This is a genomic window from Secundilactobacillus sp. MJ173 (assembly GCF_059704265.1).
In genome coordinates this window covers 1-25,628 of sequence record NZ_BAAKGN010000029.1, presented here as the reverse complement: position 1 = coordinate 25,628, position 25,628 = coordinate 1, and the positions used below count along the sequence as shown (strand labels likewise).

The following is a 25,628-nucleotide window of genomic DNA, read 5'->3' as shown; positions in this document are numbered from 1 at the left end:
GCCATTTTTTGGTGTTATTGATTTGTACTATGACTATCGTAAACCGTGTAAGTGGGGTTATTCCCAGATTTCCAGTCGAAACCGTTTTTGGTGTTCTGCTGGTTTTCTTGGGTGTTGAAGTTATCTAACTTTTTCTTGGATAATCCCAGTGAAGTTCTCAATGAATCAGAGGCGCTTTGGAGTGCTTCACTAGCGGGTATCTGGAAGGATTCGGCGTTAATGTAAGCACCGACACCTTTTAAGCTGGATTTTTTAACGTGCTTAACTGAGTCTTTGTCGTTTTCAGCTAGGCTGATCATGTCGTTAAAGGCCATATTTGTTTTCATGTTGTTGGAGAGCAATTTTAATAGCTTTTGATACATTGAAACGTTGCCAGATTTAGACACCTTTTTAACGATTTGCTGAATCACCTGTTGCTGGCGTTGCTGACGACCGTAGTCACCATTCGGATCTTCGTAACGCATACGGGCGAAAGCAAGAGCTTGTTTACCATTTAAATGAGCATTTCCTTTTTTGAATGACATATGCGTGTGTGAGTCACTCCATGAGAACGGCACTTTGACATCGATCCCGCCAATGGCATTGACGACCTTTTCAAGACCGCCCATGTTGATCAAAACGTAGTAGTTGATGGGAACGTTTAGGAGGTTCTCAACCGTCTTCATAGAAGTTGAAGCTCCGCCAACGGTATAGGCAGCGTTGATTTTTTGCGTGTCGTTGGTCCCAGAGATTTTAACCAGTGTGTCACGGGGAATGCTGACCATGGTTGCCTTTTTGGTTTTGGGATTGATGGTCACGACCATTATGGTGTCTGTTCGTCCCTTATCCGTTCGACCTAAAGCGCCCGTATCAGTTCCCATCAATAAGATACTGACGGGTTTTGAATTTGAAACCTTAGTCTTACTTGCACCATGGGCTGCAGAATAAGTTTTATCGAGGCTTGTTTTAGTTTGGTAGGCCACATAGGCGCCACCAGCACCAATGAGGATAATCAGGGTGAAGAGTATCCAAGTAAAGACGCGGCGTTTTTTGGAACGCTTTTTGGGCGTCAAGTGTTTAGGGTCTTGATTTGTCATAAGTGGCTCCTTAGTTAAGTATAATTAGTAAGTTGAGTATAGGGTTAATCACCGTTTTTTACAATCGTAATTATTAAGAATAGAGGATAAAAGAGCTATTTTAAAGTGAAAAAGCCGAATATTAGCAAAACTTAAAAGTTGCGACGATCGCTTTTGCGGGAAATTTAATGCGATGCTGAAGTGTAATTAATTCCCACCTGCTAATCCTTGCATTATACTAATCTTCGAAGAACGTCACTTAGAAAGGAATTGATCATATTGACAGTTTTTAGTGCCTTTAGTAATGAGCAAATTATTGAATTCTTAAAATCACAAGTTACTGACGGTGAAGTATTTACCGACCCAGAGACTTTAAACAAACAGTCATTCAGTTCGAAAATGACTAGTGATGATAGCGGGTTGGCATTGGCTTATATTGAAGCCAAGTCAACGAAAGATGTCCAGGGCGTGATGCGTGCAGCCCGGAAATTTCATATTTCTGTGATTCCTCAAGACCAGTATACGAGTACGGTGGTTGGCGCTGATGGACTGGCAGGCAGTTTTGTACTTTCGACTAAGCAAATGAACCACATCAAAGAAATCAGTAAAGCTGATTCCTTAGCCGTAGTGGAGCCAGGGGTCATCAACGGTGATTTGGATAAAGCAGCACGTGAACAGGGCATGTTTTATGCGCCAGATCCAGGTTCTAAACCAATTTCAGGTATTGGCGGCAACGTGGCGACCAATGCCGGTGGGATGAGTACGGTGAAATATGGCGCGACTAAGGATAACGTGCTGGGGCTGAAAGTAGTCCTAGCGGATGGCCGTGAGATTAAACTTGGCGGACGCACCCTGAAACAGGCTTTTGGGTATAATTTAACGCAATTATTTGTGGGTTCTGAAGGGACTTTGGGTGTTATCACAGAAGTCACGGTTAAATTAATGCCGATTCCAATCGGCCAGCCAACGATGGGGATTGCCTTCTTTGAAAACATGACTAAGCTAGCTGAAGCGGTTGCTGAAATTCGAATCTCTGGTGTTTACCCGACGATGCTTGAAGCGTTGGATAATGCAACCATCGAAGCCTTAGATCAATATGAAGGTACCCACTTCAGCGATAACAGTGGTGCCATGTTAATTTTCAAAGTCGATAATAGCGTGCCAGAAGTGGTGGATAAACTAAAAGAACTGATGGCCAAACATGGTGCGAAGAATGCCACGGTTACGACGGATTCTACAGAACAGGCTGCTTTGGAAAAACTACGGCGTGATATGCTGCCAGCAGTTTTTGCGGGCCAGAATCATATTATGGAAGACATGGCGATGCCGTTATCTAAGCTGGCACCAATGATGGATTACATTCATGAAGTCGGTGAGCAAGAACACCTGAAGATTTACGTTGCGGGGCATGCCGGTGACGGCAATGTGCATCCAACCATCGTTTGGCCAAAGGAAGAAACGGAAACACCACAGGCTGTGGTTGAAGCGTTGCAGCTGATGTTCCATAAAACGTTGGAACTGGGTGGCACGATTTCGGGTGAACACGCGGTTGGTACGTTGAAGAACCAGTGGAATAACGAAGAATTGGGCGAAGATGTGGATCAAATTCAGCATCAGATCAAGGCGTTGTTTGATCCGATGGGGTTGTTGAATCCGAAGAGGAAAATTAATTAGAGCGTGAAGAAAGCCGTTTTGCTCCCAGAGCCTAAAGAGACCCAGCATAAAATCCCGGTTTTGGATTTTGTGCTGGGTCTCTTTAGGTGGCAGGGAGCAGGCTTTCTGAACGCGTTTAGTCAATGTAAAAGAAAAGAACCTGGGAAAACCCAGTGCTTTCCTTTCGCATTGACTAAACGCGCGCCACAACTCTGATTCCTGCCATGTAACGCGAAAAAGGCTACTCCGACAAAAAACGTCGGAATAGCCTTTTTCACGTTATATTCTGGAATCAACCCGAGTTGTTCCGCGCTCTTTTCTTTAAATCAATACCCCATTCGTATGATCCACTTCATGCTGAATAATCTGCGCAGTGAAATCTTTAAACGTCTGTGTGTGCGACTTAAAATTTTGATCTTGATACGTCACTTCAATGTTTTTATATCGAGTCGTCGTCCGTTGGCCTTCCAGTGAAAGACAGCCCTCAGTTGCTTCGTAGGGGTCGCTTTTCTTTGTGATTTCTGGGTTGATCATTGGAATGGACAGCACGCCAAGTTGGATGGCGATGATGCGTTTATTTACGCCAATCATGTTAGCGGCTAGCCCGACTGCCCGACTGGTATTGGCTTTTAGCGTGTCGACTAAGTCAGTGACTGCTTGCGCATCTGCTTCGGTGGCACGAGTTGCTTTTCTAGAAAGAAAGGCTTGATTATGGTTAATCTGTTTGATCATACAACGAAAACTCCTTCTTAAAATAAGTTGCCGATAATATCATCAGCGATGGTTGGTACGCCTTTGGCCAGTTCAGTCACAATTTTTTTAGCTGGACTGATTTTACCAATAGCACCGGCAATTTGACCCGCCATAAAACTACCATGGTCAACGTCGCCAACAATGGCACGTTGTAAAGAACCGCTGGATAGTTGTTGGAAGGTTGTTGGATCAGTCGTTGCTAACAGTTTTTCGGTTAAGGGTGTTTTTAAACTGCGAACGCGATTGGCACCGGTGCCGGTAACGATTGTACCATTGTCATTCGCTTGAATCACTAGGTGTTTGTAGCTGTAGGCAACGGGCGTTTCTTCGGCGACTAGAAAGGCAGTGCCAACTTGGACGCCTGAAGCACCTAGTGCGAAGGCCGCTTTTACGCCAGCTCTAGTACCAATGCCACCCGCAGCGATGACGGGAATATCAACGGCAGCAACTACCTGAGGGACTAGTGACATGGTGGTTTCAGTCCCAATGTGGCCACCGGATTCTAACCCTTCTGCAACCACTGCAGCCGCACCAAGATCAGCCATTTTCTTAGCGATTTCAACGTTAGGGATGACTGGAATCACGGTTGTGCCAACTTTCAGCAAGTCTTCAAAAAACGGTGCAGGGTTACCCGCACTAGTGAATACCACTGGGACTGGGTCAGCCAGAAGCACTGGTAGTAAGTCCTTAATATTGGGCTGCTGCAGCATTAAGTTCACACCAAAGGGCTTATCAGTAGTAGCGCGAATGGCTTTTAAATCCTCTTGAAGTGACTGAGCGGATGAATCAGCCGTGGTTAACACACCTAAACCGCCGGCGTCACTGACCGCAGCAACTAAATCCGGCTTGGAGATTCGTGCCATTGCGCCTTGAACGATAGGATATTGAATGTGAAGTAAACTGGTTAATTGCATGGGAAAGTCTCCTTTAACTAAAAGTGACATAATAAATCATTTTATCACTTAAAGAATACCATGAAATGGCAAGACTTTAATCAATTAATAGACAAAAAACGATGAATCCTGTGGGATAGGATTCATCGTTTTTTCATTAGTCAAACAAGTATTCAAATGTTTATCTGCCAGCAACGGGTTGTTTTGCTGCTTCTTCCTCACGCATCCGCTTGAGTTCGCGTTGCTTACCAAGTTCTGCCAAATGAACTTCGTGAGTCAAGAAAGCATGGGTTTTAGCATTGTAGTTGTGCTTTTGTCCCAACTTAACCAGGTAGCCGTTGATGAAGTCAACTTCAGTTGGTCGGTAGTTGTGCATATCTTGATACATTGAAGGGTAGTGGAGTGGGTTAGCAACTTTCGAAACGTAGTTGATGCTGTCCAATTCCTGCTTACGGGTATTAAGCATCTGAACACCATCACGTTCACAGACATCGTAAGCTTCGTCGATAAGTTGTCGACTCATTTCGTCAGCACCATCATAGTCAGCGTATTCACCCATAGTCATTTCAAACATGGTGCAAAGGGTGTTAACGACTGAGTTGAAGACCACTTTGGCCATTAGCGTACCACGGAAGTTCGTCGTCAAGTTTGGATTGAACTGTGCTTTTTCAAGCTGTTCAACTAGTTTATGAGTGAAATCGTCAGGCTTTTCGGTGTAGTTAGCCAAGTTCATCGAACCAGCACCGCGCTTACCGATAAAGTCAACGTCGCCAGGGCCGTTCAAAACGGTAGCAACTAGTGCAGTCCCTGCAACCAGCTTTTCAGGCTTGAAGTACTTCAAAAGTTTTTCAACGTGGCCCATCCCGTTCATGCAGGTAAAGGCATATTGGTTAGGCTTAAAGAAGTGCTCGCACCGCTTGAGCATATCTGATAGTTGCATTTGCTTGAGGAAGAAGATGTAGCAATCTGGGTTACCATCATATTCTTCTGGGTAGTAAACGTTAACTGGTACAAGGTGCTTGTCTTCATGATCACGGGAAACATAAACGCCGCCTTGTTCGCGCATCTTTTCTACGTGGGGCTTCCAGCCATCAACAAAGTCAACCTCGTTACCAGCATCCTGTAACAAAACACCATAACGTAAACCCATTGCACCTGAACCTACAACTGTGAATTTCATATGTATTACCCCTTTAAATAAGTATTTACTTTGAAGCAAAAAAGCCCTTCAAGTCATCTCTGACTTAAAGGGCACGAGTGCGTTACCACCTTTATATTTTCTATTTGTCACCAAATAGAACTTACGATCTGCAAACACAGATCCAAGTTGATATCGAAGATTGACTCCGCCTTTGAATACTAGTTACCGTTCATCAAAGATGCTTGGAGGTGATTTGCTGGTACGATTTGTCCGCTTACACCAAACCGAACTCGCTGAAGGTGTACCAACGCTGTCCTCGTTAACGCATTTGCTTATCAAGTTGACCCTATAATAACACTTAAATGTGAGATGTCAAATCTAATTTTAATGTTTATCTAATTATATTGGCTGATCATGACGATTGGTTTTTTGCCGGTGTTAATTACGGCCGCTATGTGCTACGCTTAATTGAGAAAGATTAATTTGACTAATAGCAACTAACAACCATGATTTCTTAAGAAGGATGAAGCTTATGACAAGTAATGTTGAACCGTTAATTATCCCAATTATTAAGCATCAAAAGGGTTATAAGTTTGCAAAAATTATTGATCAAAATGAACCGTCTGAAGTCTCATTTGCGCAACGGCTAAGTGATGTTCAAAATGTTGACCTAGACGGTACTTTTAGGATGCCATACGATGACAGCGAGATTTTCGTTGCTCATGATAAAAAGCGGGCTACAAGTGTCTCCATTGATTTTGACGCTGGTTCCGGTTTCTCTGCTGACTTTTTCCCGGATCAGGTCAATTTATCCACGGGGTCGTATGAAAACCTCCGTAATTTCACACTTCATGATGGGGATGTTCTTAAAACCAAAGCAGGTAAAAGCGAGTATGTTTTTACTTACAGCGGTAGTAAGTTTGAGGCCTTTCAGCGGACGAAGAGGGAATTTTATCATTTTATTCTGCGCAAGAACGGGGTCTATGATTTTTCCAGGATGAGAATCGTGAAGAACAAGCTGAAGTTTGAAACGTTGAAGTATAATGCGATTAAAGAGAAAAAACTATCGACGGGTCTGGCTAAAAACGAAGACGCGTTGCAGGTATTGAACAAGTTATTTGGGCAAATGATTGCACTTACTAAAGAGAGTGTTCGCGGACGGTTCGTCACTGCCGGGCGTGCTAAATTAGTTAAAAAGGGAATCAAAGTTGAATTGGTTGATCATGAGACTGTGGAACAGAAAAGTAAAAGTCAATCAGCCTAGCTTTTATCATTTTGAAAATATGAATTAAAGACGCGTTATTCCAGGACAATTGTCGGGGATAACGCGTCTTTGTGGTACACCTATCAGTACCAATCAGAGTCTTAGGAATTTACCAGTGTCACTCATATTTTTCAGAAATGCGGGAACAGTTTCCGTTCGATTCCAGTCCCGTTGCAATTCACAGGCTAACTGAGCATAGGAAGTGGGGTGTGCACCGGCCTGTTCGATTCGACGTAACGCTGCCTCGTGGGCAGCTAAACTGGTACCACCAACGGCATCAACCACCGGATAAACGTCATAGCCTTCATCAATGGCGTCGATTGCGGGAAAGGTGAGACAAGCTTCAGTCCAAAGTGCGGCCATAATGATGTTATGGCGGTTCGTTGACGTGATGGCTTCGTTAAATTCTTTGTCTTCCCAAGCATTGATCGTGGTGCGGTCATACGACGGGATGTTACCCAAGATATCTTTGAGCCCGGCAATCGTATCTTGATTACGGCCCGTACCCACGTTTACCGTTGACAGAATAATGGGCACTTGGAAGTCTTGAAGCAGTTTAGTAGTGGCGATAATGTTTTGGACTAACTGATAACGATTCATTGATTCAATGGATTGAATCTGAGTGGGCTGATAGTCAATAATTGCAAAAACACTGTTTCCTGGTGCCAGTAAGCGATCATTTTTAGGATCTCTTGGTGCATAACTTGTCATCTGGAATCATTCCTCTCCTTTTGATTACGCACATTATAATCAGGAGAATAGTTGATTCATAGTATCTTCACTTATTTCAGACATTTTTAATTGAGTGTCAAACAGGCTGTGCCATAGGTCGATATTTGTTAGGATTTCAATTAATTTTTAGCCCAAAGTAGCATTTACTGTACTTTAGCGCTATACGTCAATATCGCCTAATAACGCGATAAAACTCAGCTTCTTCGAATAGACACTATTTAAAAATGGCGTATAACAAAATCGGTATAAATGGCGCCAGCAATAAGTTAGCCACTTTAATTTGAGTTAATTTCAACATGTTTAAGCCGATGATCAAAATCAATAGTGAACCCACACAGGTCATTTCATTAATAACGGTGTGAGTAAACAGTGGCGCCACCCACTGTGCCAGCAACGTTAAAACTGATTCGTAAATCACCACTGAGATGGAGGAAAAAGCAACGCCGAGACCAAGGGTTGTGGCAAGTATCAAGACGAAAATCCCGTCAATCATTGACTTAGTGTACAGCACTGAATTATTGCCGGCCATGCCGCTCTGCAAGGAGCCCACGATGGCCATAGCACCCACGCAGATGAACAGGGTGCCCGTCACAAAGCCCTCGGAAAAATGGTTATCACCTTGTAACCCCATCATTTTTTCTAACCAATCACCAAAACGATTAAACTGATGATCAAAGTTAATAAGTTCACCAACAATGGCACCAATGACCATTGAAAGCACCACGAAAACGGTATTATTCCCCTTCAGTGATCCGCTAATACCAACATAAATGACGCAGATACCTAAACTCTGCATCACTAAGGTTTTGACACGTTCTGAGATCCCTTTTTTAAAGGCCAGGCCGATACTGCCTCCTAAGGCAACGGCCAGACCGTTTGCTAACGCTCCAAATAACATCATGTTAATTTCCCCTTAAGATTAAAAAATAATGAATATATGCATTTTTCTATCATAAATGTTTTGGAACTGGCTGGCAAGCGTCTTTTCAAAAGGTAGAGCGGAATTTTAAGCGCACTTTTCTATCACTGCGTTCGAAATTTTGTTACGCTTATTTCATAGATGTTACTGGTAGACGCCACTTGATCTGAAATTGGAGGGAACGCTATATGACACAGTATCCGAAGACTCAGGACCAACTCAACCAACTGATTGCCGACTTAAGCCAGCTGCATACCAATATTCAGCAGACTCACTGGTATATGCGTGGTTCAGAATTTTACAAGTTACACCCGCTGATGGATGATTATAACGATACGCTGGACGAACAATTGGATGCAGTGGCGGAACGACTGATTGCTATCGGTGGCAGCCCCATTGCCACCACCCATGAATTTATTGAGCTGACTGGATTGCCAGACGAAAAGCTCACCTTTGACCAACTGTCGCTGTCTCAATTGATGGCGCGTTTAGATGATCAGCTTAAATACCTGCGTGATCAGTATCAAACGGGCATCGAGATTACGGATGATGAGCGGGATTACTCCACTCAAGACATGTTGATTGCAAACCATACCGAAATTGAAAAATTAATCTGGATGGTTTCAGCCTATTTAGATAAGGGACCCTTAGATTAACCTGCAGGCGCTGGATGATGAAAGTCATCGCGGCGCTTTTTTGATGCTGAAACCTAGAAACAAACGTGATACGCTATAACAAAACGGTAATGGGGTATCGGTATGACGATATTTGATCAATTTCAACTAAAAGGAAATTCAGCCTTGAGCGCACCCATGGCACACTATATGCGCGATCAATTTATTTTTGCTGGGCTAAAAACACCTGAACGTAAATCGCAGTCGAAGACACTGATTAAGCAAAGCAAGAAGGTTGCGATACCGGAACTGCTTACTGGTATTGAAGTTTTGTATCAACGGTCAGAACGTGAGTATCAATACGTTGCCATTGATTTAATGGTGGCAAACGTGAAACGGATGAATTTTACTGAAATCCAGCCGCTTGCCAAATTAGTCACTCAAAAGGCTTGGTGGGATTCTGTTGACGCTTTGCGTAAAGGGTTCGGCGATTATATTCGGGTACATCCTGATGATAAACGCCGCGTTTTTGAATTATTCAATGGTGACGACAACTTCTGGATGCGGCGGGTTGCCATTACCCTTCAGCTGATGGAGAAAGATCAGACGGATACGCGGATGCTCACCGAGGCAATCTTAGCTGATCTGGAAACGCCCGAATTTTTTATCCAGAAAGCGATTGGCTGGGCGCTACGTAATTACAGTAAAGTTAATCCGCAATGGGTTGCCAATTTCATAGACTCGCATGCGTTAAGCCGACTGGCAATCAGTGAGGGCAGTAAGTACCTGAAAGCTAATGGGAAATAAGATTAGCTGGAAATGATGGTAATCGATCAAAATTCTAATTGAAATATAACCGTCATCCATTTAAATCAGTGCTATCCTTAATTCGTGGAAAGGACTGACTTAAATTGCCTGAAAGTGCAATCGCAACAAAGGCGCCAGTGGTACCAATGGATAATTGGCAGAAACTGGCACGTCAATATGGCTTAACGACTCTTCCAGACAGCTGGAGAGAAGCAAGTGAAAGCCTTCGTCATCAAAAAGAAATTGGTTATTTGGAGACCTTCAATGACTTGAAAGAGATTTATTACACGTTGATTGGTAATGAATTCTTGCAAGACATTGTTTGCTATCATCCAGAACAGGTTCATACATACTGGTTAAAAGATTTAGAACAGTATGTTTTCATTACTGAATAGACTATTAAAAAAGTGTGTGATAAAACTCGGTAGATTCCAGAATTTAACGCAATAAAGCCTATTCCGACGAACTTTGTCGGAATAGGCTTTATTGCGTTAAATGGCCGGAATCTGAGTTTTGGAGCATGATTAGACTAGACTAAAGTGTTGAACCAAAAAAGCTTTTTCTGTTCCACTTAAAACACTAGATCACAGCGCTTTTAATTTACAAACTATAAATGCCAAAGCCATTGTGCCAGTCCCATAAAGAGTGGAATGGTGATTAATGAACAAAGGGTGGTAAGCCCGACCACAGTGGTGCTAAAAAGAGAATTTTTATGAAAGGTATTGCTGAAAATCGCCATCAAAGCAGCAACTGGCGTGGCCTGGCCGAGGAGGATGACTTCCTTAACCATCATGAATTGGTTGGGAACAAATTGCAAAATCACCAGTACAATTAGTGGCGCGATAATCAGTCGAGCCCCAATAGCCTGATATAGTGCTTTACTCTTAAGGGCACCGCGAACGTCACCTTCTGCGAGATAGCAACCCATGGCAATCATGACCAGCGGCAGGTTCATGTTGGCTAAATCGGATACCGTAGTCCCAAGGATGTTTGGCAATTTGACACCAGTTAAAGCGAACAACAGGCCGAAAATGAGGGCTAAAATTGCGGGATTGACCGCAAGACGTTTAAGCTGAATCGTTCGTCTATCACCAGAAATCATGTAAATCCCGTAGGTCCACAACGCAAAGTTGGAGACCCCCACGAAGATACTCATGTAGAAGATGCTGCCAGTTCCCAGCACGGCTTTAGAAAGCGGTAAGCCGATGAACCCCAGATTGGCAAAAATGAGTGCGAAACGAATGAGCATCTGCTCCGGTTTCCGAAAAATCAGTTTAGCAATCGCGATGGTGACCAACATCATGATTACTAAAATGATCAACGTGTATAAGCCGTCAATCATTTGCGAGGTTTTCAGGTTACCAATAAAAGAATTCAGCAATAAGGCTGGGTTAGATATGTAAATCACGACGTTTGAAATTTGCTGACTGCCTGATTCGTCAACTAGACCGACCCTAAAACAGAGAAAGCCAACTAACATCATCAGAAACATAATTGCAGTCTGGCCAAAGATGACCCTTACTATTGTCACGGCAGTTCCTTCTTTCAATTGCAAATAACTTTTATTATAGAACTTAATGTGAAAATAAGTAAGTAGTGATGGCAATATCAATTGTTATTGATCAAGAATTAATCAGGTAGATCGCAATAATTGCTAGTACGACACCAATCATATTTCTTAAGGTCAAGCTTTCCTGCAAAAAAAGCAGACCAATTGGGATTAATAATAGGGTCAGGCTAATGTTTACCGTCATCGGCGTAGAACCGATTGGCGCACCAGATTTATAGGACAGCATATAGCCAAATTCCACAAAAATGATCGAAAGTCCCATGGTGATGGAAGCCCAGTTCAGTTGGTGCAGGTTAAAATCGATTGATTGATGATTACCACTGACTAAGTAAAGTAGCAGTGATCCTAGTAAGGCCGCGCCGTAGGTAATGATCAACGAAAAGAACGGGTCAACGGTGTGGGAAACACCGCGGGCTGATAGTTGATAGAGCAGGTTAGCAAAGATGGTTAAAATAAGCGGCCAAAAGTAGGTAGGCATCATTTTTTCTCCTTTAATAGCATTTCGGTTCTTATTATACCTTATTCAAGTAATCGCTAGGCAGAGTGCCAGATTTGTCCGTTTAGGTGCGTTGATTACAATAGTATATATCGGGATAAGAAAGATAAATGACGTTTTGATGAAACAATTTATCAGTAAAATTTTAGTTAAAGAGACTGTTATAAAAAAACAAAATCATTTATGATAGTCCTGTAAGCGCTTCATATCATAAAGTGTTTTTGCATTAGGAGGGATTCATTGATGAAACCAGAATTAGGCTGGTTGGATGATCCGCAGACGTTTCGGGTCAACCAATTGCCAGCTCATAGTGACCACCGTATTTATCAGAGTGATACTGATTTAGCAGCTGGTCAGAGTCGGTTTACACAGTCGCTTGACGGGACTTGGCAGTTTAAATTTGCCAAACAGCCCAGCGAACGACCAGTTGGCTTTTATGCCCCTGATTATGATCGCAGTGACTTTGATACGATTACGGTACCAGAGCACATTGAAATCGCGGGTTATGGCCGACTGAAGTATATCAATACGACTTATCCTTGGGAAGGTAAGATTTACCGTCGTCCGGCCTATGCCTTGGGTCAGGATCAAAAGGGTGAAGGCATGTTTAGTGACGGCGAGGACAATTACGTTGGTGCTTATCTGAGAACCTTCACACTAAATCCGGAACTACGTCAGCAGCAACGAGTAGTTGTTCAGTTTGACGGTGTCGAACAAGCGATGTATCTCTGGCTCAACGGCCAGTTCGTGGGTTATGCCGAAGATAGTTTTTCTCAGTCAGAATTTGATTTAACACCGTACTTAAAAGACGGTGAAAACCTGATTGCGGTTGAAGTCTTCAAACGCAGTACAGCAGCTTTTATCGAGGATCAAGATATGTTCCGTTTCTCAGGTATTTTCCGTAGCGTTCGGCTAGTTGGCCAACCAGCGATTCACGTGCAGGATATGCGGATCATTGGTAATTTGGCGGATGACATGACCACTGGCGACTTTAGCCTGAAGTTAAAGTTGAACCGGCATGACAACGCCAAGGGCAACGTCAAAGTAGCCATTACGGATGCTGAGGGCAACAGTCTGTTTGACACGACTGAAGCAGTTAACGATGATGTTGAAATCAATCACAAACTGTTTAAGAACGTGCACCTCTGGCAGCATACTGATCCCTACTTGTATCAGTTAAAAGTCACCGTTTTGGATGAACAGGGCGAAGTGGTTGAAGTTGTTCCTTATCAGTTCGGTTTCAGACGAGTCGAAATGAAAAATAAGATTATGCTGCTGAACGGTAAGCGGATCATCTTGAACGGTGTTAACCGTCACGAATGGGACGCTAAATCCGGTCGGGTAATTTCTGTTGACGATATGAAGCAGGACTTGAAGACCTTTAAGGAAAACAATATTAACGCTGTCCGGACTTGTCACTATCCTGACCGTATCGAATGGTATTACATGTGTGATCAAGCTGGTATTTACATGATGGCAGAAAATAATTTGGAATCACACGGAACCTGGCAAAAGATGGGCGCGGTTGAGCCGTCGTATAACGTACCGGGTTCATTGCCGGAATGGCGCGAAGCTGTTGTAGACAGGGCTCGCAGCAACTACGAAGTCTTTAAGAACCACACAGCGATCCTGTTCTGGTCACTGGGTAACGAATCGTATGCCGGTGATGATATTGCAGCCATGAACGCCTTTTATAAGGAGCATGACGATACTCGTCTGGTGCACTATGAAGGGGTTTGTCGTAACCGAGCTTATGAAGACCAAATCTCCGACATGGAAAGTATGATGTATGATCCGCCAAAGGCAATTGCGAAGTACTTGGATAACGATCCAAAGAAACCATTCGTCAACTGTGAATTTATGCATGATATGGGTAATTCACTTGGTGGTATGTCGTCCTATGATGCGTTGATCGACAAGTACCCTATGTATCAGGGCGGTTTCATTTGGGACTTTATTGACCAAGCTATTGAAACCCAAGACGAAGTGACAGGGCAAACGGTTTTGCGGTATGGCGGCGATTTTGATGATCGTCATTCCGACTATGAATTTTCTGGCGATGGTCTCATGTTTGCTGACCGGACGCCAAAACCAGCTCTTCAGGAGGTGAAGTATTATTATGGCAAACACATCAACTAAGCAAGTTCAAATTATTTATGGTGACGCAACGTTAGGCCTACGTGGCGACGGTTTCGGTTACATCTTTAGTTACGAACGCGGCGGCATGGAGTCGCTGGTGCAACATGGTAAGGAATGGCTGTACCGGACACCGAAGCCAACCTTCTGGCGGGCAACCACTGATAATGACCGTGGCAACGGTTTTCCGATTAAAGCGGCTCAGTGGTTAGGCACGGACATGTTTTTAAAGTGTACGAAAGTTGACGTTGCGGTTAATGGCAAGGCCATTGAACTGCCAATTTCGCCTGAGAATAACAAGTACAGTGACCATGAATTTGCTGATAATGTGACGATTACCTTTACTTACGAAACTTTGACGGTACCCGCAACGACGGTGACCGCTGCTTATACGGTAAATGGGACGGGTGAAATTAAAGTCGACGTTAAGTATCATGGTCAGTCTGGTTTACCTGAACTGCCCGTACTTGGCTTGCGTTTTATCATGCCAACAGCTGCCAAAGGGTTTAACTACGATGGCTTATCAGGTGAAACTTATCCTGATCGAATGGCTGGCGGCGTGGCGGGTCACTATACCGTTAGCGGCTTACCGGTTACAAAGTATTTAGTCCCACAAGAATGCGGCATGCATATGCAAACTAAGCAAGTGACCGTAACTCGTAACCGTACGCTGGATAATACCGACCATGCTAATCACGACTTTAACCTGACCTTTTTACAGGCAGGGCAATCGTTTGCGTTCAGCTGTTTACCTTACACTGCTGAAGAGTTGGAAAACGCGACTCATATTGAGGAATTACCGGCTCCAAGGCGGACGGTTCTGACCATCTTTGGCGCTGTTCGTGGCGTTGGCGGTATCGATAGCTGGGGTGCGGACGTTGAACAGCAGTACCACATTTCGGCTGAAGAGGACCATTCGTTCTCGTTTGCCATTAAGGGCGTTTAACTTAGAAAATTAATTTATCAAAATGTTTACTATTTTGTACACGTTAACCGTTATAATAGAAAGTGTTGAGTGGGAGGAATGAACAGTAACTATTTTGCTGTAAAAGAATATAAATCTTTGTAAAATGGTGCTTCTATCCTATTCTGTATTCTTATAAGTTCGGCGAAGATATCACAAGGTTAAAGTTAGGCGTTTAATTTTCAGTATTAGCTGATAGCATATATGTAGTGATTTATATGAATTTCATTAAAAGGCTTTTTGGGCTAAATCCATCCCGTATAATATGAGGGACACCTCACCTTGGTGATTAAATTCAATAAGGCGGAATAACTGATGTTACTCACCTACAAAGTCGAAATTAAGCCGACTGAAAAACAGGCCTGGCAGATTGATTGTCATATTGGTGGCAGTCGTTGGGCCTATAACCTGTTTTTGGATATCAACCGGCAGCGGTATGAACAAGGTTATTACTATTTGAATGCCTATGCTTTTAGTAAGTGGTTTAATCATGAATATCTTGAAGCCAATCCTGATGATATGTGGGTCAAAGAATTATATGCCAAATCGGTTAAACAGGCCTTCATTGAAGCTGACACGGCTATGAAACGTTTTTTCAAGCGGCAAAGTGGTTTCCCGCACTGGCGATCTTTTAAACGTGGTCAAGGCAGTTATTATTTTGTTAAAAACAGTAAGACACAAATCATTCTTTGTCAGCGTCACCGGATCAAGTTGCCGAAACTTGGCTGGGTACGTTTGAAAGAGTTTGGCTACATTCCTACAGACTCAGAACACTTCGTTATCAAACAGGGCCGAATCAAATTTAAGGCAGGTCGGTATTACCTGACCTGTTTAGTGGAACAGGCTGAACTGCCAAAGTTAGAATTAACTGGCGACCCAATCGGCATTGATCTTGGTCTAAAAGAATTTGCCATCTTAAATGATGGTACTTTGTATCACAATCAGAATAAAAGTAGTCGGATAAAGCGCATCAGAAAACGCCTTAGACGCCTACAAAGAAAAATGTCCCGTCAGTATGAAGCACTGAAAGCTAGAAGACAGAAAGAAGGGAAACCTGCTACTGATTTAAATCTAGCTAAAACTCAGCGGAAGGTGCAACGCTTATATCAACGATTGACCAACATTCAGTCGGATTATCAAAATAAGCTGATTGCTACTGTAGTGAGAACCAAACCACAGTGGGTAGCCTTAGAAGACTTGAATGTTAGAGGTATGATGAAAAATCGGCATTTAGCTAAATCTGTTAGTTACCAAGGGTTCTATAATTTTAGAATCAAATTAGTTTCTAAATGCCAGCAGTTAGGCATTCCAGTGCACTTAACTAACCGTTTTGAACCGACTTCCAAATTGTGCCACCAATGTGGCCATAAAAAAGTTGATTTAAAACTCCAAGACCGGGTGTATGAATGTCAGAACTGCAACTATATTGAAGATCGTGATATTAATGCGGCCCTGAATATTAGGGATACTGAAAACTTTGAATTCGCCTACTAAAACAGGCTTCAAAGCATGTACCGGTGGCTAGCCGGAAATTAACGCTTGTGGACTATCATATCAACTGTATTAGCGAGCTTAATGCGAGGCAGGATAGGGAGAAGCAAGAATAATCTATAACTTTTTATAAGTTATCAGTAGCAGGCATTCCAGTAGGATGAAGAATGTAGCATTAGGCAACACGAATTTACAGGCTTCTGCCGTTGCGTTAGGTATTATGCGGATGGTCAGTCTTAACGTTGATGACGCCGCTAAAGTATTAGACACTGTCACTGACAAGGGTGTTAACTTTATTGATTCTGCCGATATCTACGGTGGTGGCAAGTCTGAAGAGATTTTCGGGCAAGCCTTGAAGCAGTCAGGTGTTAAGCGTGAAGACCTGATTATTCAATCAAAGGGTGGTATTGTCCTTGATCCTAAACGAAGTCATGGCGACTTGGTCTTTGGTCAACGATATGATTTCTCCAAACAGCATTTGATTGAGGCTGTTGACGGTATTTTGAAACGGATGGGAATCGACTATCTGGACTTCTTCTTACTGCACAGACCGGACGCACTGATGGAACCTGACCAGATTGCGGCCGCCTTTGATGAGCTGCAAGCAGCGGGGAAGGTTCGTCATTTTGGATTATCAAACTGCAATCCAATGCAGGTTGAACTGATTCAATCAGCCATCAGTCAAAAGCTAATGGTTAACCAACTTCAATTCGGTGTCATGCATACCGGTCCGATTGATTTTGGCCTTCATGTGAACATGAGCGATGATCGCAGTGTTAACCATGATGGTGAAATCATCGAATATTCAAGACTGCATAACATGACGATTCAAGCTTGGTCACCATATCAGTACGGGATGTTTGAAGGACCATTTATTGATAATCCTAAGTTCCCAGAGCTAAATAAGAAGCTGCAGGAACTTGCTGACGCAAAAGGTGTAACGAAAAATGCCATTGCCACTGCTTGGATTTTGCGTCATCCAGCCAACATGCAGGTGATTTTAGGTTCAATGAACCAGGAACATCTCAAAGAGAGCATTGCTGGCGCCGACGTTGAATTAACGAAGCAGGAATGGTACGACGTATACTTCGCTGCGGGCAACACGTTACCATAGATTTAAAACAACTAGAAGAAAAGAGGGCATTAGCCAGTCTCCAGTATGTTGGAAAATGGTTGATGCTTCTTTATTTTGATGCTGAATTTTCTCCAGTTCGTTTAAGTTGACTGCAAGCAACCAATTGCAGGTATTTTAGTGATAATTTTGGAATATTCAATTTTAAAAATTGGATTTTTCTTTTGTCAGTTACCTGAAAATTGGATGTGATTTACGGACAGATACTAGATTTTGTGCCATTAATTGTAAAGGACAATATTTTAAATAAAATTACTCCAAATGTGACTGAAATAGTGATACAATAATCTCATTAAATGCGATAGTGATGCGTTTAATTCGGGTTAAGAATTTTGGAAAAGCTGACTAATTATATTGGGCTTACATAATTTTTATGTGAAGTATTTATCAATTTAAAGTAATAAATCTTTTTGGCTGCTTATTGTCCTTAGATATCATTAGCATATTTGACATTAAATTTGCTAATTGGGGGGATATTCTAATATTAGATTAGTAAGCAAATTAGAATATTTAAAGGATGGCGTACAAAAATGAGCAAAAGAATTGACTTGACCAACCAGCGATTTGGTCGGTTGGTTGTAATTAAGTATTACGGAAATAATTCTGCAAACTCCAATGCAATGTGGTTATGTCAGTGTGACTGCGGCAATAAGACGGTTGTTGATGGTGTCCGTTTACGTTCAGGCATCACTAAGTCTTGCGGTTGCTTAAGACGAGACCTTTCTAGCAAGCGGGTCTATAAGAACCCTAAGTTTGTTGACTACATGGGACGCTCTGATCAGTTGCGGGATAAGAACGGTGTGTCACTAAGTTCAATCTCAGAATCAGCTCGTAATAAGAGTGGCGTTATTGGCGTTTCTTATGATCGCCAGACAGGCAAGTGGTTCGCTCGGTTAATGGTCGATCACAAATACGTTTTGTTAAAGAGTTTTAAGACCATTACTGAGGCAATCGAAGCCCGCCGTGAAGCTGAGGAAACCTACCTTGGGATTAAGCGGGACAGTAAAACCAAAGAAATTGAAAAAGTTTAACGTATAAAAGGATAAACTAGTGGGTTATTAATCACTTCACAAGCACCATTGATAGCTATTTGCTGTTGGTGGCGCTTTTTATTGCTAAGAGAAGTGCGATGAAGGCTGGCTATTTAACTATTACTTGACTTATACCCCACTCTAACTTCTATAATTAAAGTAAACTATGAAATTAATCGTGTGATGGAGGCAGCTGACTATGAATTATCGAACACTAGGTAAAACCGGTTTTAACATTAGTGATATTTCTTTGGGTACCTGGCAACTTGGCGGTAAATGGGGAGCACCATTTGATATTAAGGATGCTACCGCAACTTTGGAAGAAGCTTATGAACAGGGCGTTAACTTCTTTGATACGGCTGATGGGTATCAGGATGGTAACAGTGAAAAAGCTGTAGGCGCCTTTGTTAAGACTCATCCAGACGTTCATTTCACAACCAAGATTGGGCGTAAAGAAATGCCACTATCGACTGAGCATTTTAATCCGGAACACTTGACGCGCTACGTTGATGAGTCACTAAAGAACATGGGCTTAGAAGCGCTTGACTTGGTACTGCTTCACTGTCCGCCAATGTCGATTTACTATACACCTGAGACTTTCTTTACCATGGATAAGTTGAAGCAGGCAGGCAAGATCAAGAACTATGGCGTGAGTGTAGAACGTGTCGAAGAAGCGATTAAAGCGATGGACTACGATGTGTCGGCTGTTGAAATTATCTTTAACATGTTCCGTCTTCGTCCATCTAAGCTATTCTTTGATTTAGCCAAGAAAAACAACGTCGGTATTCTAGCTCGTGTACCTTTAGCTAGTGGCTTGCTGACGGGTAAGTTCACGGCTGATACTCAGTTCGGCGAAGAAGATCATCGGACGACTAATCGGAATGGTGAACTGTTTGATAAGGGTGAAACCTTCTCCGGGGTGGACTATTTGACCGGGGTTAAAGCAGCTCAGGAGTTAAAACAGCGTCTTGGAACGGATAACTTAGCGGCTACCGCACTGCGGTATATTCTGATGTTTGATGCCGTGACGGCAGCAATTCCAGGTGCCAGCACACCGGAACAAATTGAGCGCAACACTGTGGCTTCTGACTTACCAGCATTAAAGCCAGAACAAATGCAGATCGTACAAGATGTGTATGACCAATACATTAAAAACCCGGTTGATTATCTCTGGTAATTAATCATTTAATTAAAAAAATCGTGTTTCAATTAAAGCCTGATAGACGACTAGTTAAGTCGACAATCTGGGCTTTTTTTGACGTGCAGAAACAGACGAAACGAAAATTGGGAATAGTTACCACGTATTATCACGTTACATTAGTGCTATAATTTAATCATAAATAGACGAGAAAGAAATGGAGAGGTATTAATGGAATTTACGGAGCGGCAGGAAGCCATTATTCAAATGCTGAAGGCAAAAAGTCCTTTAACGGGCGAAGAAATCGCCAATCAACTAAAGTTGAGCGTCCCCACCATCCGTGGAGACTTACGGCTGCTTACAGCAGTGGAAGTACTAACAGCTCGACCGAAAGTGGGCTACGTTTATCATGGCAATGGTCAAGCGGGAGTTGACTATGCAGCTTTATACGACAAGCCAATCTCAGCAATCATGCAACCGGCCCCGACAATCAAAGATGATGCCACCCTGCAAGAAGCAATCAGTAAATTATTTTTGCAAGACGTTGGTACATTGTTCGTGGTGGATCCCGAAGGTCAGCTTGTTGGACTGATTTCGCGAAAAGATTTACTGCGGGCGAGTTTTAATAATTCAAAACCAGAGTCGGTACTTGCCAGCATTATCATGACACGGATGCCCAATATTGTGACGGTTACAGCTGATATGACCGTTAAACAAGCGGGACAGCTGCTTTTGAAGCACAAGATAGATTCGGCACCGGTGGTGGATAAAGCGGCACCGCAACGGGTAACTGGCAAAATCACTAAGAACCGGATTTTCCAACATTTTATTGAACAAGCTTAATCTAACTTATGCCATCACAACCAAGTGGTGGTATTTTTTTACGCTTTTTCTCGGGAAATTGAGGTGACTTTTTTCAGCTTTTACAGAACTATGACGTTATTAAAATTATATTTCATAATATTTAACACTGAATAAAACGTAAGCGAAAATTTTCAAATGCCTTTATATCAACATTCTATTGCCTTTTGTAATTTAAGTGCTTGAAATTTAAATTCGTTTAATATACATTATAAATCGAGCAAATATGACGTTTTATTAACGAGAAAGAGTGGTTATATGACAAAACTGATCTATGAATTTTCGGAAGGTAACATGTCGATGCGCGATTTACTTGGAGGGAAAGGTGCTAATTTAGCAGAGATGACTAACTTAGGACTTCCCGTCCCCCACGGGTTTACCCTGACCACGGTGGCGTGCCATGATTATCAGCAAAAGCAATCGTTAAGTGACGAAGTGCTGCAACAGCTTGACCAGGCGCTCACCCAGTTAAGTCAGGTCACCGGAAAACAGTTTAACGGCACTGATCAGCCGCTACTGGTTTCCGTTCGATCGGGGGCGGCCATTTCCATGCCAGGGATGATGGATACGATTTTAAACATTGGTTTAAATGACCAAACGGTAGTGGCTTTAGCGAACTTAACGCATAATGAACGGTTTGCTTACGACAGTTATCGGCGGTTATTAGCGATGTTTGGCAACGTTGTATACGGGATTGAAGAAGATACCTTTGATCATGTTTTGACCAAAGTTAAAAGTGTTAACGGTTATCAGAGTGATTTGGAGTTAACGGCAGATGACCTTAAAAAAATTGTTGCAGAGTTTAAAGCGATTTATCAGCAAGCCGGCAAAGGAGAATTTCCACAGTCGCCTAAGGATCAGTTACTAGCCGCTGTTAACGCGGTTTTTGAGTCTTGGAATAACCACCGGGCGCAGGTCTATCGTCAGCAAAACCACATTCCCGAATCGTTAGGTACCGCTGTAAACGTTCAGGAAATGGTCTTTGGTAATGCCGGAGATCAATCAGGAACTGGGGTGGCTTTTACCCGGAATCCGGCAACTGGGGAGAAAAAAGTTTTCGGCGAATATTTGCTCAATGCACAAGGCGAAGACGTGGTTGCGGGCATCCGAACACCACAGTCTATTGAAGTGTTACACGATGATATGCCGGCTATCTATGATCAGCTCATGACGATTGCTGAAAAACTGGAAACTCATTATCGTGACATGCAGGATTTGGAATTTACCATTGAAAACGGTCAGTTGTTTTTACTGCAAGCTCGTGATGGTAAACGGACGCCTTACGCAGCGGTGAAAATCGCGGTAGATTTGGCCGGTGAAGGTTTGATCACCAAAGAACAGGCGGTTCAACGGGTGAGTCCAGAATCCGTTTCGGCGATGCTACATCCGGAATTTGATGGTGACGTGCTCGCTCAGCAAACACCACTGACAACGGGGTTGCCTGCATCACCAGGTGCTGCCACTGGTCAGGCTTACTTCACTGCCGAAGATGTCAAAAAGGCGGCAGATGGTGGTACCAAAGTGATTTTAATTCGGCAGGATACCTCACCAGAAGACATTGATGGCATGATTGTCAGCCAAGCTATCGTGACCTCTCGAGGGGGAATGACCTCCCATGCCGCCGTGGTCGCACGGGGAATGGGTGCTACCGGGGTTGTTGGTGCACACGAAATCAACGTTGATTATGCCGCTAAAGTTGCCAAAATCGGATCACAGGAAATTCATGAGGGTGACTGGGTTTCAGTGGATGGGACTTCCGGTAATTTGTATTTAGGCCAAATTGGGACCACTTCAGCTGGTGTGAAGGGCGAGCTCTCTGTTCTGTTAGATTGGGCGAAGGATATCGCTCAGATGGGCGTCTACACCAATGCAGATACGCCACAGGATTTCCAAAAAGCACTGGACTTTGGTGCTGATGGTATTGGCTTAACCAGAACGGAGCATATGTTCTTTAAGCCGGAACGATTGGTTCAAATGCGGCGGCTGATTTTAGCCGAAGATGCTGCAAGTCGAGCGGAACCCCTAGAACAGTTGTTGCAAATGCAGCAAGAAGATTTTTATCAGTTGTACAAACTAGCGGGTGATAAAGAAGTGACTATTCGGTTGCTGGATCCACCGCTCCACGAATTTTTACCCCACGATGAGGAGGAAATTCAGGCGGTGTCAAAGCAAACTCACCTAGCACCCGAAAAATTACGGGAACGGACAAATTCATTGAAAGAGTTAAACCCAATGCTTGGTCATCGTGGCGATCGGTTGGCGGTAACCTTCCCAGATATTTACCAAATGCAGGTTAAGGCAATTCTTAGCGCTGTGATTCGTCATCATGATGAGGGGCTTGAAGTGCACCCGCATATCATGATTCCGCTAACTGATTCGAAGAGTGAAATGGCTTGGGTTCGTGAACTGGTCGTTAATCAGATCGATGCGATGATGGCAGATTTAAATTGGCAGCTGGACTACAAGGTGGGAACGATGATGGAAATGCCTCGTGCCTGTGTGACTGCCGATCAAGTTGCCGAGGAGTCTGATTTCTTTAGTTTTGGAACTAATGATTTGACCCAGTTGACCTTTGGCTATTCCCGTGATGACGTGGGTTCATTCATGCCTGAATACATTAAACAGGGAATCTTGCCAGCAGATCCATTTCAAACGATTGATACAGAAGGTGTTGGCGCCTTAATGGAAATTGCCATTAACAAGGGACGTCAGACTAAACCTGAATTACCAATCGGTGTTTGCGGTGAGGTTGGCGGTGATCCAGCCTCAATTGACTTCTTTAACCAAATTGGGATTACCTATGTCTCATGTTCACCTTACCGAGTGCCAGTAGCACGGCTGGCAGCGGCCCAAGCAACACTAAAACAGGAAGCATAGCGGCGATTTATCGGGTGTAAGCCCGATTGAAATTATTGATTATTACTAACATCGAAACCGCTTACCGAATGCTTTAGGGGGATTTATTAAAATAACTAGCGTGGTGGTGCAGGCGTTCCCCACGCGGTATTAAGGGAGTATTAACATGGAAGAAAAGAAAGAGTCAGTCTTAACTTCACGGCTGTCATATGCCTTTGGTGCCTTTGGACACGATATGTTTTACGCAACGTTATCAACTTACTTCATCATGTTTGTTACCTCTCACTTGTTTGACAAGAGCAGTGGTGGTATGAACGCAAAAATGATCAGTTACATTACACTGATTATTTTTATTCTTCGGTTTGTAGAATTGGCGATTGATCCGTTTATCGGTAATACCATTGATAACACCACGACTCGGTGGGGTAATTTTAAACCGTGGATCGTCGGTGGTGGTTTCATCAGTGCCGTGACCATCGCACTTTTATTTACTAATATGGGGGGCCTCAATACCTCTAATCCTTACCTTTATCTGATTGTTTTTGCGGTGTTGTACATCACGATGGATATTTTTTATTCCTTCAAGGACGTGGGCTTCTGGTCAATGATTCCTGCACTATCATTTGATTCTCGGGAACGTGAAAAAACAGCGACATTCGCCCGTGTTGGGTCCAATATCGGGTCCAACATTGTGGGTGTCATGGTGATGCCAATTGTTTTGATGTTTTCACAAGTCTCTAACAATGGTCAGGGGGACAACCGCGGCTGGTTTGCTTTTGCTGCAGTGGTAGCTTCCATTTCATTTCTTTCCGCAGTTATTGTTGGTTTGGGAACTAAGGAAAAGAATTCTGAATTACGGAAAAACAAGGAAAAAACGACTTTCCGTGGTGTATTAAAGGTGCTAACCCGAAACGATCAACTGATGTGGTTATCGTTAACATACGGCTTGTACACAGCGGGGATGCAAATTACCAACGCACTGGAACTCTACTACTTTACTTACATTCTAGGCGATGCATCGAAATTTAGTATTTTGGCATCCATCAACGCGATTATTGGGGTGTTCGCCGTGATTGCGTTCCCACCAATGGCGAAGAAGTTCAGTCGGCGCAACGTTTTCTTCATCTCAATTGCGGTGATGATCATTGCGTTAGTACTCTTCTTAGTTGCCGGCAGTTCGTTACCAATGGTGATTGCGGCCGCTGTACTATTCTACATTCCGCAACCCTTAATTTTCTTAGTGGTTTTGATGATCATTACTGACTCAGTTGAATATGGTCAATTGAAGTTCGGTCACCGGGATGAGTCTTTAACGCTATCAGTTCGGCCATTACTCGATAAAATGGGCGGTGCCATTTCAAACGGGGTCGTTGGTTTAACGGCTGTTTGGGCTGGTATGACGGCTGGTGCTTCGGCTTCAGACATTACTGCACACGGTCATATGGTCTTCAAGTTGATGATGTTTGGGTTCCCAGCCGCATTAATCTTGATTGGCACGTTTATCTTCTTTAGAAAAGTGACTTTGGACGAAAAAGAACACGCGCAAATCGTTGAGGAACTGGAAAAAACCTGGGGTAAGACGCTGGGTGAAGACGTGGACTTTATCGATGCTAATGGGGACGTGAGTTATGCTTATCCCGCACCAATTGATGGTGAGATCGAACTGTTGAGTACTGTGGCGGATGACAACTTTGCTTCAGGTAAAATGGGGCAAGGGTTCGCCATCAAACCAACGGATGGTCGGATCTACGCACCGTTTAGCGGCACGGTTAAGGTGACCTTCCCCACAAGGCATGCCATTGGGCTGGTCTCGGATCAGGGTGTTGGCACGTTGATCCATATTGGTATCGGTACCGTTAATATGCGAGGAACTGGGTTTATTCAATATGTTGAGCAAGGTCAAAAGGTGGAAAAGGGCGACTTATTGATTGAATTTTGGCAGCCGGCGATTAAAAAGGCGGGCTATGATGATACGGTAATCGTGGTAGTGACGGATAAGCAGGCTCAAGTTGAGTTGCAGACCCAAAGTGGTAAAGTTGAACATGGGGATGAGGTGGCAAAGGTAAAGAGTGTGAAGAGTGTGAACCAAGGCGGTTAGAGACCGGAGTGTAAGGGCCAGGTG

General features: G+C 43.3%; 22 protein-coding genes. 14 read left to right on the top strand and 8 right to left on the bottom strand.

The features are described from left to right. Positions 1-14: 14 nt before the first annotated feature. Complete coding sequence (locus tag AC6H04_RS04585) at positions 15-1,076, bottom strand: LCP family protein (protein ID WP_497570579.1); 1,062 nt, start codon at positions 1,074-1,076, stop codon at positions 15-17. A gap of 258 nt (positions 1,077-1,334) precedes the next feature. Between AC6H04_RS04585 and AC6H04_RS04580 the strand changes: the two genes are divergently transcribed. Then, entirely contained in the window at positions 1,335-2,729 is a 1,395-nt protein-coding gene (locus tag AC6H04_RS04580) for an FAD-binding oxidoreductase (protein WP_497570578.1), read from the top strand. A 300-nt stretch (positions 2,730-3,029) separates the two neighbouring features. On the opposite strand, the gene AC6H04_RS04575 is transcribed toward AC6H04_RS04580, so the two are convergent. The 3 genes from AC6H04_RS04575 to AC6H04_RS04565 form a co-directional block, all read right to left on the bottom strand. Further along, entirely contained in the window at positions 3,030-3,440 is a 411-nt protein-coding gene (locus AC6H04_RS04575) for a peptide deformylase (protein ID WP_497570577.1), read from the bottom strand. Positions 3,441-3,457: 17 nt separating this feature from the next. Beyond that, positions 3,458-4,375 carry an NAD(P)H-dependent flavin oxidoreductase gene (locus AC6H04_RS04570; protein WP_497570576.1) on the bottom strand — a complete coding sequence of 306 codons (918 nt, stop codon included), beginning with the start codon at positions 4,373-4,375 and terminating at the stop codon, positions 3,458-3,460. 160 nt (positions 4,376-4,535) lie between these two features. Further along, positions 4,536-5,534, bottom strand: a complete 999-nt coding sequence (locus AC6H04_RS04565) for a ketopantoate reductase family protein (RefSeq protein WP_497570575.1) — start codon at positions 5,532-5,534, stop codon at positions 4,536-4,538. A gap of 493 nt (positions 5,535-6,027) precedes the next feature. On the opposite strand from AC6H04_RS04565, the gene AC6H04_RS04560 reads away from it, so the two are divergent. After that, entirely contained in the window at positions 6,028-6,759 is a 732-nt protein-coding gene (locus AC6H04_RS04560) for a hypothetical protein (protein ID WP_497570574.1), read from the top strand. Between the two features lie 93 nt (positions 6,760-6,852). Here the strand turns inward: AC6H04_RS04560 and AC6H04_RS04555 are convergent, their stop codons facing one another. Both AC6H04_RS04555 and AC6H04_RS04550 read right to left on the bottom strand, forming a co-directional pair. Beyond that, a complete protein-coding gene (locus AC6H04_RS04555; RefSeq protein ID WP_497570573.1) occupies positions 6,853-7,470 on the bottom strand; it encodes a hydrolase in 618 nt (205 codons plus the stop codon). 235 nt (positions 7,471-7,705) lie between these two features. After that, positions 7,706-8,392 (bottom strand): DUF554 domain-containing protein, encoded by a 687-nt coding sequence (locus AC6H04_RS04550; protein ID WP_497570572.1) that lies wholly within the window; start codon positions 8,390-8,392, stop codon positions 7,706-7,708. Between the two features lie 206 nt (positions 8,393-8,598). Between AC6H04_RS04550 and AC6H04_RS04545 the strand changes: the two genes are divergently transcribed. The 3 genes from AC6H04_RS04545 to AC6H04_RS04535 all read left to right on the top strand — a co-directional run bounded on the left by AC6H04_RS04545 (position 8,599) and on the right by AC6H04_RS04535 (position 10,226). Next, positions 8,599-9,066 carry a Dps family protein gene (locus AC6H04_RS04545; RefSeq protein ID WP_497570571.1) on the top strand — a complete coding sequence of 156 codons (468 nt, stop codon included), beginning with the start codon at positions 8,599-8,601 and terminating at the stop codon, positions 9,064-9,066. Positions 9,067-9,168: 102 nt separating this feature from the next. Continuing rightward, positions 9,169-9,831: a DNA alkylation repair protein gene (locus AC6H04_RS04540; protein WP_497570570.1), complete on the top strand. Its 663-nt coding sequence runs from the start codon at positions 9,169-9,171 to the stop codon at positions 9,829-9,831. A 104-nt stretch (positions 9,832-9,935) separates the two neighbouring features. Next, complete coding sequence (locus AC6H04_RS04535; protein WP_497570569.1) at positions 9,936-10,226, top strand: hypothetical protein; 291 nt, start codon at positions 9,936-9,938, stop codon at positions 10,224-10,226. A 212-nt stretch (positions 10,227-10,438) separates the two neighbouring features. Here the strand turns inward: AC6H04_RS04535 and AC6H04_RS04530 are convergent, their stop codons facing one another. Together AC6H04_RS04530 and AC6H04_RS04525 are read right to left on the bottom strand one after the other, a co-directional pair. Continuing rightward, positions 10,439-11,362 carry an AEC family transporter gene (locus tag AC6H04_RS04530; RefSeq protein WP_497570568.1) on the bottom strand — a complete coding sequence of 308 codons (924 nt, stop codon included), beginning with the start codon at positions 11,360-11,362 and terminating at the stop codon, positions 10,439-10,441. 91 nt (positions 11,363-11,453) lie between these two features. After that, on the bottom strand, positions 11,454-11,879 hold the full coding sequence (locus tag AC6H04_RS04525; protein ID WP_497570567.1) for an EamA family transporter: 426 nt from the start codon (positions 11,877-11,879) through the stop codon (positions 11,454-11,456). 261 nt (positions 11,880-12,140) lie between these two features. Here AC6H04_RS04525 and AC6H04_RS04520 point away from each other — a divergent pair, with 261 nt between their 5' ends. The 9 genes from AC6H04_RS04520 to AC6H04_RS04480 all read left to right on the top strand — a co-directional run bounded on the left by AC6H04_RS04520 (position 12,141) and on the right by AC6H04_RS04480 (position 25,604). Then, positions 12,141-14,036 carry a glycoside hydrolase family 2 TIM barrel-domain containing protein gene (locus AC6H04_RS04520; protein WP_497570566.1) on the top strand — a complete coding sequence of 632 codons (1,896 nt, stop codon included), beginning with the start codon at positions 12,141-12,143 and terminating at the stop codon, positions 14,034-14,036. Continuing rightward, the gene (locus AC6H04_RS04515; protein WP_497570565.1) at positions 14,017-14,979 is read left to right on the top strand and encodes a beta-galactosidase small subunit; all 963 of its coding nucleotides are present in this window, start codon (positions 14,017-14,019) and stop codon (positions 14,977-14,979) included. The genes AC6H04_RS04520 and AC6H04_RS04515 overlap by 20 nt, the downstream gene beginning before the upstream one ends. Before the next feature lie 333 nt (positions 14,980-15,312). Further along, entirely contained in the window at positions 15,313-16,491 is a 1,179-nt protein-coding gene (locus AC6H04_RS04510; RefSeq protein ID WP_497570564.1) for an RNA-guided endonuclease InsQ/TnpB family protein, read from the top strand. 157 nt (positions 16,492-16,648) lie between these two features. Further along, the gene (locus AC6H04_RS04505; RefSeq protein WP_497570563.1) at positions 16,649-17,602 is read left to right on the top strand and encodes an aldo/keto reductase; all 954 of its coding nucleotides are present in this window, start codon (positions 16,649-16,651) and stop codon (positions 17,600-17,602) included. Positions 17,603-18,150: 548 nt separating this feature from the next. Continuing rightward, entirely contained in the window at positions 18,151-18,651 is a 501-nt protein-coding gene (locus AC6H04_RS04500; RefSeq protein ID WP_497570562.1) for an AP2 domain-containing protein, read from the top strand. 199 nt (positions 18,652-18,850) lie between these two features. After that, positions 18,851-19,828 carry an aldo/keto reductase gene (locus tag AC6H04_RS04495; RefSeq protein WP_497570561.1) on the top strand — a complete coding sequence of 326 codons (978 nt, stop codon included), beginning with the start codon at positions 18,851-18,853 and terminating at the stop codon, positions 19,826-19,828. A 192-nt stretch (positions 19,829-20,020) separates the two neighbouring features. Beyond that, the gene (locus AC6H04_RS04490) at positions 20,021-20,632 is read left to right on the top strand and encodes a helix-turn-helix transcriptional regulator (protein ID WP_497570560.1); all 612 of its coding nucleotides are present in this window, start codon (positions 20,021-20,023) and stop codon (positions 20,630-20,632) included. A gap of 276 nt (positions 20,633-20,908) precedes the next feature. After that, the gene (gene ppdK, locus AC6H04_RS04485; RefSeq protein ID WP_497570559.1) at positions 20,909-23,527 is read left to right on the top strand and encodes a pyruvate, phosphate dikinase; all 2,619 of its coding nucleotides are present in this window, start codon (positions 20,909-20,911) and stop codon (positions 23,525-23,527) included. A 145-nt stretch (positions 23,528-23,672) separates the two neighbouring features. Beyond that, positions 23,673-25,604 carry a sugar MFS transporter gene (locus AC6H04_RS04480; RefSeq protein ID WP_497570558.1) on the top strand — a complete coding sequence of 644 codons (1,932 nt, stop codon included), beginning with the start codon at positions 23,673-23,675 and terminating at the stop codon, positions 25,602-25,604. Positions 25,605-25,628 lie beyond the last annotated feature (24 nt).